11 protein-coding genes are annotated in these 10,177 nt (G+C 45.8%); 10 read left to right on the plus strand and 1 reads right to left on the minus strand.

The genetic code is table 11. The annotated features are described in order from the left end of the window. Positions 1 to 47: 47 nt before the first annotated feature. From ftsZ to MNV_RS17435, 5 genes are all read left to right on the plus strand, one after another. The gene (ftsZ, locus tag MNV_RS17415; RefSeq protein ID WP_096207215.1) at positions 48 to 1,160 is read left to right on the plus strand and encodes a cell division protein FtsZ; all 1,113 of its coding nucleotides are present in this window, start codon (positions 48 to 50) and stop codon (positions 1,158 to 1,160) included. An 88-nt stretch (positions 1,161 to 1,248) separates the two neighbouring features. Beyond that, positions 1,249 to 1,617: a hypothetical protein gene (locus MNV_RS17420; protein ID WP_096207216.1), complete on the plus strand. Its 369-nt coding sequence runs from the start codon at positions 1,249 to 1,251 to the stop codon at positions 1,615 to 1,617. Between the two features lie 37 nt (positions 1,618 to 1,654). Beyond that, positions 1,655 to 3,547, plus strand: coding sequence for a Glu-tRNA(Gln) amidotransferase subunit GatE (gene gatE / locus MNV_RS17425; protein WP_096207217.1), 1,893 nt, complete (start codon positions 1,655 to 1,657; stop codon positions 3,545 to 3,547). A gap of 23 nt (positions 3,548 to 3,570) precedes the next feature. Beyond that, positions 3,571 to 4,920, plus strand: a complete 1,350-nt coding sequence (locus MNV_RS17430) for a sulfatase-like hydrolase/transferase (RefSeq protein WP_096207218.1) — start codon at positions 3,571 to 3,573, stop codon at positions 4,918 to 4,920. Between the two features lie 63 nt (positions 4,921 to 4,983). Next, positions 4,984 to 5,196, plus strand: a complete 213-nt coding sequence (locus tag MNV_RS17435) for a hypothetical protein (RefSeq protein WP_096207219.1) — start codon at positions 4,984 to 4,986, stop codon at positions 5,194 to 5,196. Here the strand turns inward: MNV_RS17435 and MNV_RS17440 are convergent. Beyond that, positions 5,176 to 5,376, minus strand: a complete 201-nt coding sequence (locus tag MNV_RS17440) for a hypothetical protein (RefSeq protein ID WP_096207220.1) — start codon at positions 5,374 to 5,376, stop codon at positions 5,176 to 5,178. The two genes, MNV_RS17435 and MNV_RS17440, sit on opposite strands and share 21 nt — an antisense overlap. A gap of 83 nt (positions 5,377 to 5,459) precedes the next feature. Between MNV_RS17440 and MNV_RS17445 the strand changes: the two genes are divergently transcribed. Genes MNV_RS17445 through MNV_RS17460 form a run of 5 tightly spaced genes read left to right on the plus strand, consistent with a single transcriptional unit; the run spans position 5,460 to position 10,048 of the window. After that, positions 5,460 to 6,023, plus strand: a complete 564-nt coding sequence (locus MNV_RS17445; RefSeq protein ID WP_096207221.1) for a UbiX family flavin prenyltransferase — start codon at positions 5,460 to 5,462, stop codon at positions 6,021 to 6,023. Beyond that, on the plus strand, positions 6,020 to 7,294 hold the full coding sequence (locus MNV_RS17450) for a UbiD family decarboxylase (protein WP_096207222.1): 1,275 nt from the start codon (positions 6,020 to 6,022) through the stop codon (positions 7,292 to 7,294). The genes MNV_RS17445 and MNV_RS17450 overlap by 4 nt, the downstream gene beginning before the upstream one ends. 16 nt (positions 7,295 to 7,310) lie before the next feature. After that, positions 7,311 to 8,528, plus strand: coding sequence for a hypothetical protein (locus MNV_RS17455; protein WP_096207223.1), 1,218 nt, complete (start codon positions 7,311 to 7,313; stop codon positions 8,526 to 8,528). Beyond that, entirely contained in the window at positions 8,525 to 8,890 is a 366-nt protein-coding gene (locus MNV_RS19130; protein WP_143311889.1) for a hypothetical protein, read from the plus strand. Before MNV_RS17455 ends, MNV_RS19130 begins: the two co-directional genes overlap by 4 nt. Then, positions 8,891 to 10,048 carry an aconitase X gene (locus tag MNV_RS17460; protein ID WP_096207224.1) on the plus strand — a complete coding sequence of 386 codons (1,158 nt, stop codon included), beginning with the start codon at positions 8,891 to 8,893 and terminating at the stop codon, positions 10,046 to 10,048. The last annotated feature ends 129 nt before the right edge of the window (positions 10,049 to 10,177 follow it).

Consider the following 10,177-nt stretch of genomic DNA (forward strand, 5'->3'; position numbering starts at 1 on the left):
AAAAGGATTTAAATACTAACAAAGCGAGTAATCAGCGGAGGCTGATTATGACTAGAGAAGACTTATTGGAAAAAGTAAAGACTGCACGACCATCTGTTGCTGTTGTTGGGCTGGGTGGTGCAGGCTGTAACATCGCAACATGGATAGCAGATAAGAAACTGGCGGGCGGTAAAATAATAGCTGCCAATACGGATGCTGGTCACCTGAGTACAATGACACGGGCGGATAAGATCATGCTGCTCGGTGAGAAACTGTGCAAAGGGCACGGCTGCGGTGGATTCCCGGAAAGAGGCGCTGAGGCTGCAAGGGAGAACCTGGCTGAAATGAGGGAGGAACTGAATGGCACTAACCTTCTGTTCCTGGTAGCGGGTCTTGGAGGCGGGTCAGGCACAGGCGCAATACCCATAGTTGCAGGTATAGGAAGGGAAATAGGCGCTCTCACGATTGCGTGCGCAACCATACCGTTCACCATTGAAATGACAAGGCGCGAAAAGGCGCGCGATGCCATAAAGGCGCTTGCTGAGGTCAGCGATTCTATAGTTGTCATCGATAACTCAAAGCTCAGGGAGGTCGCAGGCAACCTGCCTCTTAGGGACGCTCTTGCTGTAGCGAATGCACTTATCGGTTCTTTCGTTAAGAACCTGACTGATACCATAACGCAGCCAAGCCTTGTGAACCTTGATTATGCCGACCTTCGCGCAGTAATGGAACGCGGCGGCATATCATCGATAGGCATAGGCGAAGGCGACGGTGAAAACCGCGTCGAGAAGGCAGTCTCACAGGCGCTTTCCACACCGCTGCTTGATATCACCGACGTATCGACCGCGTACGGGGTCCTTATCCATATCGTGGGCGGAGAGGACATGACCCTTGACGAAGTGGCTGTTGCAGGCGAGCAGATAATGGAAAAAGTCCCCAATACAAAGCGCGTGATATGGGGTGCCAAGGTCGACCAGTCATTGACAGGCAAGGTGCGCGTGATGGCTGTGCTTACAGGTGTCACATGCCCGTTCCTATCAGGCGAAGTCAAGCAAAAGGCCGCTCCCCAGATACCCAGGGAAGTCGTGAAACCGCTGCGGCAGGCTATGGAGCACATGATGCAGGCACAGGAATCCCACGAGACGATCTCAAGGGCTGCAGTGTTCAGCAAGGAGAAGTAGGAAGAAACTCCTGCTTTTTGTTCTTTTTAATCTGCGTTCATCCTCTGATTATTCAATGTTATGCATGACATAGGATAATGAGTTTTAGATGAAAACTATCACGATAAGGGTAGACGAGGCGATTTTCCAGCAGATAGAAGCCAGACGAGGGGAAGCTTCCAAATCTGATTTTTACAGGAATATCCTGATCGAATACATTTCGAATAAATCTGAAAATGCCCTGAACAAACCCGAAGACGACCTGGAAAGTTCTGAATACGTTTTGAATATTCGGAAAGAGAACGAGACTCTCAGGACAGACGCATCCCACAAGGATGCGATGCTTGTACTGAAAGACGACAGGATAAAAGACCTGCAAAACCAGCTCGGGTTTTTGCAGTTCGAGTACCAGAAGCTCTCAAACCAGCTTTACAAGCTCCTGCCCGAGCCCAGGAAATGGTGGATGTTCTGGAAATAACAATCATTTTATATCTTGCAACATATCAGGGAAGCCTATGAGTCACGACTACAGGGCGCTCGGATTAAAAGCCGGGCTTGAAATTCACCAGCAGCTCGACACGAAAGAAAAACTCTTCTGCGGCTGCCCCACCCTTCTTCGCGACACAAAGGAATCCATCTTTGAATTTTTCAGGTACCTCCGCCCTACACAGAGCGAGATGGGCGTTGTGGATAAGGCTGCACTTGAGGAAGTAAAACTTACGAAAAAATTCATCTATAAAGCCTACGACACGACCTGCCTTGTCGAGAACGATGAAGAGCCGCCGCGCGAACTGAACCAGGAAGCCCTGGAGTACTCGCTCGTTATCGCCCGCATGCTTAACATGAATATCGTGGATGAGCTTTACACCATGAGGAAAATAGTCATCGACGGCTCCAATACATCGGGTTTCCAGAGAACCGCCCTTGTAGCCACAAAAGGCTATCTGGAATCATCCCTTAATCGCGTAGGGATCGATGTGCTCTGCCTTGAGGAAGAGGCTGCGCAGAAAGTGGAAGATAAGGTCGATTCGGTGATATATTCACTCGACCGCCTGGGTATCCCGCTTGTCGAGATAGGGACCGCGCCGGATATAGTCTCACCTGCGCACGCAAGGGAAGTGGCAGAGAAACTCGGGATGATACTGCGCTCGACAGGCAAGGTCAAACGTGGACTCGGCACTATACGGCAGGATATCAATATCTCGATAGCGCAGGGCGCCCGCGTGGAAATAAAAGGCGTGCAGGCGCTTGACTTAATAGAAATTATCGTGGAACGGGAAGCAGAAAGGCAGGTCGCGCTCCTGGAGATAAAAAAGGAACTCCTTAAAAGGGGAGCCTCGGTATCTGATAAGATCGTCGATGTCACATCGGTGTTCGCCAACACTTCCTCAAAGGTAATATTAAAAGCGTTAAAAGGAGGCGTTGTATTCGCCATAAACCTGCCCGGGTTCGCGGGACTTGTGGGCAGGGAGATCCAGCCCGGTAGGCGCCTGGGGACAGAGTTCTCAGACCGCGCCAAAAAATCAGGCGTAGGAGGCATTTTCCATACAGATGAGCTCCCGAATTACGGCATCACGGAACACGAAATCGATACGCTCAGAAAAGCAGTGGACGCGCAGGAGAACGATTGCGTCATCATGGTCACCGATGCTAAGGAGAAAGCAAAAGGCGCTCTTGAAGGCGTAATCATCCGCGCGCGGGAAGCCCTCGAATGCATCCCGGAAGAGACAAGACGCGCACTCCCAGACGGGAATTCAGCTTATATGAGACCCCTTCCGGGCGCGGCGCGCATGTACCCGGAGACCGATGTTCCGCCTGTAGAGATAACAGGGGAGCGGCTCAGGAACATAAAGCTGCCAGAACTCATCGAAGAGCGCAAGGCAAGGTACATGAAGCAATTCAAGTTAAACGATGAGCTGGCGGGGCAGATAGCGCGTTCCCGGAACATGCCGCTTTTTGAAACCATAATGATGCAGGTCCCGGATGCAAGCCCGACCATAGTTGTACGTACGCTTGAAACGACCATGTATGAACTTGAAAAAGAGTCTGTGCCTGTAACTAACATAAAAGATGAACATCTTCTCCGGCTTTTCAAACTCCAATCCGGGGGGAAAATTCCGAACGAAGCCATAGGCAGCGTCCTGAGAGCCGTTGCAGGAAAGCCTGAGCTTACAGTCGATAAGGCTGCCGGTTCCCTGGGTATCGGCGTAGTGGAAACAGGGAATTTAGATGCTGTTATCGATAAGGTCATAGAGTCCAGGATCGATTTTGTTAAAGAAAAAGGACTTAATGCTGTGGGTCCGCTGATGGGTATTGTCATGAAAGACCTAAGGGGCAAGGTAAGCGGTCAGGAGATCAGCAGGCTTTTAAAAGAGAAGATCTCAAAAAAATTAGATACGATTAAATAATAGTTTTTCTTTCAGAGGGGATCATGCAAGACCTCACAAAAAAATTTTTGATAATCCTGATAATATTTGCACTTTCGGAAGTTGCTCTTGGTATCTCGGAAGTTACATTAAACAATGTCAAAAGACCCGACGGGGCGATTCTTTTTATCGTTGATGGATTGGGTTCCTCTTATTATTATCCTGAACTTACCCCCCATGCGCTTGATGGCAGCGAGATCTCGAAGGCAAAAACCATCAACCTTACATTTGGAACAAGGATAATAGATATCAGGACTCCTCAGCCCGTGACCGGCATTGCCCACTCAATCATAGTCACGGGTTACTCGCAGGCAAACGAAGATATCGCAGGTTATACCGACGCCACTATTTTTGATATCACGCGGCAGCACGGCTTCGTCAACCTGGCAGTGATGGAAAAAGGGGATTTCAGGAACATGCGTGAGGAGCAGGACATAATCCTGTTCGCAGAGAACAATTCAATAGATGAACCCCTGATATCGATCCAGGCGAATAAAGCACCTTCCGGCGTTTATGAATTGATGTACGACTGGAAGATGAGACTCCCTGTATACCTTAACAACCTCTCAGGCAGAGAACAGTATTCAGCTTATAATAAGTGGGGTATCGATACCGCCAACGCCGTTGCAACATACATGATCAAAAAACATCCCTCACAGAAATTCCTGCTGACAGTCAACATAGGGGCAATAGACAGCGGTGGTCATAATCTTGGTGAAGATGATTACTACTTGCTGATCGAAGATCTTGACAGGGATTTCTATCCTTTATATATGACCGCAAAAGAGAATAACATCGCATTATTTTTCACGGGCGACCACGGAATGTCATTTGCGACTAAAAACGCAAAAAGAGGCGGGCATGCATCAGAGAAATACTCCAAAATGCAGGAGAGCCTGAGGATACCATTAGTCATAATGTCCCCAAATATCGTATCGAGTGTATCAAACGGGGAATATGGACAGGAAGATATAGCGCCGACGCTGCTCAGCGTACTTGACCTTCCCAACAACCTTCAATATACTGATGGCAGTTCTATCAACATAAAAAATTATGCAAGCATTTTTGTAAAAGCTAATACAGAATACCATGTCTCACTGTGGGATGCAGGCAGGAAGGTATCGGAAAGCAGGGATTCAGAGCTTATTTTTGCTGGGCTTCCTTTGAATACAAATTATACGATCAAAGCATCCGGCGATGATGGAACGCATGAGGAACGTTTGTTCCTTGATTCAGATAAACACTTTAATTTTAAGCCGGAACAGGGATTAAATTACCGCGGGATAGTTGCTATTATTTTAATATCCATGGTCATTATAGCCGGACTGGTGCTGATAAAAAGAATAAAGGATTAATATTACAATATTTGCGGACAGTTTAGAAATATATATATTAATTCCAATAGTAGCAGGATGTATATGAGCATCGAATATACTGCAGTTAATAAGGAGACAGTCGCAGGAGAGATAAAGAACTTTCTTGAATCCTGCCCTGAAGATACTGTATTTAAGATGGTGATAAGTTCAAAACGGGGCTACCTCAGGATCAAGATAAAAAACGTCAGCAAAAGCCGCATAAAAAAATTGATCTCAAGACTGCGAAGGAAAAAATCAAATAAGCAGGACATCTAATGCGATATCCCCGAGCGCATATATAATCAACGCTATCAGGATGCCAATAATTATAAGATGGATATCTTTAGTATGATTATAGAATATGGTTTGCAATATTATAATAAGTATCAGCATCCCGGCGGCAATAATGATGCCAAGACCGAGGCGCAGGGCAATATCGTATAACACCTGGTACATGCCCAGTGATTGAAAGATTGTATATTTAAGTTTAACTTGCACTTAACAAAAACTATTCAAATAAGTAAACATACTTATACCACATGAGCAACGAGATTATTATAGGCATAAGCGGCGCGTCGGGCATTCAGTACGGGATACGCCTGCTTGAGGCTCTAAAAGACATGAGAGGGTTCGAAACTCATTTAGTTATTTCGGAATCTGCAAAAAAACTTATCAAAATAGAAACTGATTATTCCGTCCGCGATGTTGAGTCGCTGGGCGACCATGTGTACGGCGATGATGATTTCACCGCTCCGGTCGCAAGCGGTTCGCACAGGTCAAAAGGCATGATAATTGCACCGTGCAGCATGAAGACGCTTGCATCTGTGGCTGTCGGGATGTCGGATACTCTCATCTCAAGGGCAGCGGATGTTTGCCTGAAAGAAAAACGCCCTCTCGTGCTAATGGTGCGTGAAACTCCGTTGAATCTGATCCATATAGAAAATATGGCAAGAGCTGCGAGGGCTGGTGCTTCGATACTCCCCGCCTGCCCTGCGTTCTATCCGAAGCCGGATTCTATTGAAGATATTACTAATTTCATGGCAGGTCGCGCCCTTGACCTTCTGGGCATCGGGCATGACATGTACAGGCGGTGGAAGGGATGAGCTTGCGCAAATTTATAGAGCGACTTAAGGCTGAAGGAAAGCTCAGGGAGGTCAAAAAACCTCTCTCGCCTGTGTACGGGGTCTCAGCCACGGTCGGAACTGAGCCTGCGCTGTTTACCAATGTTAACGGCTCCAGGGTTATCATGAATATCCTTTCCTCAAAGGAACTTCTTGGCGAGGCTCTCGGAGTGGCACCCGACAGCATAATAAAATATCTCTCTTCGCGCCCGCCTGAAGGTGAAGTAAAACTCGCAGGGGATTCACCTGCCAAAGAAGTTATTGAAAAACCCGACCTTTCAAAGCTCCCCATACTCACGCATTTTGAAGGCGACGGCGCCCCGTATATTACCGCCGGTGTCGTGGTATCAGAATACGGGGGAGTAATGAACGCCTCTATCCACAGGCTCAGGGTAATAGGGAAAAACAGGCTTGCGGCACGGCTTGTTGAGTTCCGGCATACGTATAATCTTCACAAAAAAGCAGCTGAAAAAGGTGAGCCGCTGCCCATTGCGATAGTTATCGGCATGGACCCGGTAACGCTATTTGCCGTCTCAACCCGCGTGCCTGAGGGAAAAGAGTTCGAATATGCCTCGGCGCTAAAAGGCGAGCCTGTTGAACTGTTCGAGTGCGAGAACGGCATAAAAGTCCCGCATGCTGAGATAGTGCTTGAAGGTTACATACATCCCACGGAAGTCGCGGATGAAGGACCTTTCGTGGATATCAGCGGCACATACGACCTGGTAAGGAAACAGCCTGTCATTCACCTGACAAACATGATGCACAGGCGCGATCCCATCTATCATGCCCTGATGCCGGCAGGGAGCGAGCACCATATATTAATGGGAGTTCCGTACGAGCCGCTGATATATAACGAAGTGAAAAAGGTCGCAGATGTCAGGAACGTGGCTCTCACGCCCGGGGGATGTTATTATTTCCATGCAGCCGTGCAGATACACAAGAACAGCGATGACGATGCGAAGAAAGCCATCGAAGCGACGTTCGCCGCCCATAAGAGCCTGAAGCACGTTGTTGTCGTGGATGAGGATATCAATATCTTTGACCCGAATGATATCGAGTTCGCGATAGCTACCAGGGTAAAGGGAGATGAGGACATATACATATATCCGAATGTCAGGGGCAGCACACTTGACCCGCGCTCTGAGAATGGTATCGGGACCAAGGTTGGGTTTGATGCGACGATGGATATGAGCAAGAAATGGAAATTTGAGAGGGTGCCGAGACCTAAAATAACCGCAGATGAATGCAGATGAATGCAGATAGGAGAATATGACAAAGATAAAAAGTCTATATGATGCTATAAACTATCAAAAACCAGAGAACCAATGCACAAATTTTTTGGCTTTTCTTCTTGAAAAATTACCAAATAAAAAAATAATTGATGGTATATGCAAAAACTCAGGGTTAACTATTAATGAAGATATGCTTAGTGTAAAGGTTCAGTATCCATTAAAAGATGGTATCAGTATCCCAGATGCAATAATAACATTTTCAAACCGAAAATACCTAATAATCGAAGCAAAAATGTCTGACGGAGGTTTTAAAAAAACCCAATTTATAAATCATTTCAACGGCGGTAAAGAGGAGTTTGGGGGAAAAGAAAACATATGGATGTTATTCTTGTCTGGAGATGATTATATCCCGAGCGAATTAAATGAATTCAAGAAAAATCATCCAGAACGAATCGGCTTCTTATCTTGGCATTCTCTGTTAACATTACTTGAGGAATATAAGGCATCTCTTGGCGAAAGATATGAAATAATAATAGAAGAATTTTCAAAATTCTTATCACATAATGGAATTAGGAAGGTAATACCAATGGATAATAAAGAATTAGAAAATTTTATTGAGAACTATCCCAACGAAGAAAAAAAGAAAAGGGCATCATTGGAAAAGTTTTCCAAAACAATTAATAAAATACAAGAAAAAATCATAACCGATTTTGAAGATGTGGAACCAAAACATGACAAAACCGATTTCCCTTGCTTTTATAGATGTCTAAAGATCGCTGGTTGGCATTTTGATTATTCAAGTTATATATTTTTAGATATTATATCAAAAAAGATAGGGGTCGTATTAACAGGATATGAAGATATAGATGAGTATAGTAAGGGTCAAAATAAAGAAATCAAGGAAGAATTTCTAGGAAATTGGGATGAAAAGTATAAGGATAAATATAAAGTTGATAGTGAATTATGTGCTTTAACGTGGTTTCAGAATTATGAAGATGATGATGAATATCCAATTAAAGCCGCCCATTTTAAAATAATAGAAGGAACAAGCGGCAAACCAATTAAACCCGGGAATTTGCCAGCATTTGATATTCGTTTTTATTTTGGATATGTTCATGAACTTGAAATCGAAAAATTGAATTCGTATCCTGAAATAATTGCGAAGGATTTTAATAAATTATTTAATAATTATATAAAAAGTAATGAATTAACAAGAAAGTCTAAGAAAGCCACTTTCGCCAGAAAAGGAAATTGAAAATGCGGGTATCTGCGTTCATCCGCGTTCATCTGCGGTTAATAATCAGCTCACCTCAAAGAACGCAGAGAACGCAAAGTGAGGCGGTAACCCCCTGGTATGGAAAAGCAACAGCGTGGCGAAACGGAACACGGATGACACGGATTGGACGGATTTTCACGGATACGAAATCCGTGAGCATCCGTGTCACCCGTGCAATCCATGTTCTATCGCGATTACTCCGGATTGAAAAACTATTGCAGGATTTCTTCTTTATTTCCTTCTATGAACCGCAGTTCATGGCTGACTTTGCGAACTTTGCGCCCTCTGCGGTGAGATTTTTACATTACACTTGTCACAGCTCATCGGTCACGGAGGCATAGATGTATCTCACGCCTGAAGAAGAGGCTATCTTCAATGGAGAACGCGGCGCCACATACCAGAAAGCCATCGAAATACTCGCGGCTCTTGGCGACATCTACGGCGCAGACAGGCTTATCCCCATAAAAAGCGCCCAGATCGCCGGAGTTTCCTACAAGACCATAGGCGAGGCTGGGCTTGAATGGATATCCGACTTAAAAGGCAAAGTGGCAGTACCTTCCATACTCAACCCCGCAGGAATGGACAGGGAATGCTGGAAAGAGATGGGTGTAAGCCAGGATTTTGCTGATAAACAGCAGAAGATAATCAGGGCATATGAGGCGCTAGGCGTAAGAACTGAATGCACCTGCACGCCGTACAGCATCTTTGACAACCTTGCAGGTTTGGGCGACCATGTGGCATGGAGCGAATCATCAGCCATCTCATATGCCAATTCGGTCATCGGGGCGCGAACGAACAGGGAGGGAGGACCAAGTGCTCTCTCGGCTGCGCTGATAGGGAAGACGCCAAATTACGGGTTTCATTTGGATGAGAACAGAAAACCCGATATTTTGATCCGGGTCGATGCGGCTCTACACAATTCAGACTATGGGGCGCTGGGGTATATCGTCGGTGAGATGGTGGGAGATAAAGTTCCTTTTTTTAAACTTAAATCCGCACCATCGAAGGACGAACTTAAATCTCTTGGGGCTGCAATGGCTGCCTCGGGTGCAGTTGCGTTATATCATGTTTCCGGTATCACTCCTGAAGCCGGCAAATACGACCCGCCTGAGGAGAAAATCATGATCGAGCAGGGGCAGATAAAAGAGGTTTACTCATCAGGCGAGCCGGATTTAATAGCGTTCGGGTGTCCCCATAGCAGCGTTGAAGAGCTTGTGGGACTGGCGCGGCTTTTAGACGGCAAAAAGGTTAAAAAAGACGTATGGATATGCACCTCGCGCGCCATCAAGAAAAAGCATCCCGAACTTGTAAAGCAAATCGAAAGAAGCGGCGCGAAGGTTTTTTGCGATACCTGCATGGTAGTGTCTCCTGCAAGTGAGAGGTTTAACTGTATGATGGTGAACTCCGGGAAGGCGCATAAGTATGTGCCGAACCTGTGCGGGGTGAAGAGTATTATGGCGACGACGGAGGAGTGTGTTAAGGCGGCTGTGAGAGACTAAATAAAGAAATATACAGCAAATAGATGTATAGATAACATTAATCCTTAACTCCGCTGATTTTAAGTAATATGTAATTTACCCAACTTTACCCCTGCTTATAGGACAACAATAATCAAAAATGCGTTTTTT

The organism is Candidatus Methanoperedens nitratireducens (genome assembly GCF_900196725.1).
Classification (GTDB): domain Archaea; phylum Halobacteriota; class Methanosarcinia; order Methanosarcinales; family Methanoperedenaceae; genus Methanoperedens; species Methanoperedens nitroreducens_A.

Excerpts from the sequence above, each read along its gene's own strand:
- gatE (WP_096207217.1), top strand. The coding sequence starts at position 1,655 with ATGAGTCACGACTACAGGGCGCTCGGATTAAAAGCCGGGCTTGAAATT.
- MNV_RS17430 (WP_096207218.1), top strand. The coding sequence starts at position 3,571 with ATGCAAGACCTCACAAAAAAATTTTTGATAATCCTGATAATATTTGCA.
- ftsZ (WP_096207215.1), top strand. The coding sequence starts at position 48 with ATGACTAGAGAAGACTTATTGGAAAAAGTAAAGACTGCACGACCATCT.
- MNV_RS17455 (WP_096207223.1), top strand. The coding sequence starts at position 7,311 with ATGACAAAGATAAAAAGTCTATATGATGCTATAAACTATCAAAAACCA.
- MNV_RS17450 (WP_096207222.1), top strand. The coding sequence starts at position 6,020 with ATGAGCTTGCGCAAATTTATAGAGCGACTTAAGGCTGAAGGAAAGCTC.
- MNV_RS17460 (WP_096207224.1), top strand. The coding sequence starts at position 8,891 with ATGTATCTCACGCCTGAAGAAGAGGCTATCTTCAATGGAGAACGCGGC.
- MNV_RS17435 (WP_096207219.1), top strand. The coding sequence starts at position 4,984 with ATGAGCATCGAATATACTGCAGTTAATAAGGAGACAGTCGCAGGAGAG.
- MNV_RS17445 (WP_096207221.1), top strand. The coding sequence starts at position 5,460 with ATGAGCAACGAGATTATTATAGGCATAAGCGGCGCGTCGGGCATTCAG.
- MNV_RS17440 (WP_096207220.1), bottom strand. The coding sequence starts at position 5,376 with ATGTACCAGGTGTTATACGATATTGCCCTGCGCCTCGGTCTTGGCATC.
- MNV_RS17420 (WP_096207216.1), top strand. The coding sequence starts at position 1,249 with ATGAAAACTATCACGATAAGGGTAGACGAGGCGATTTTCCAGCAGATA.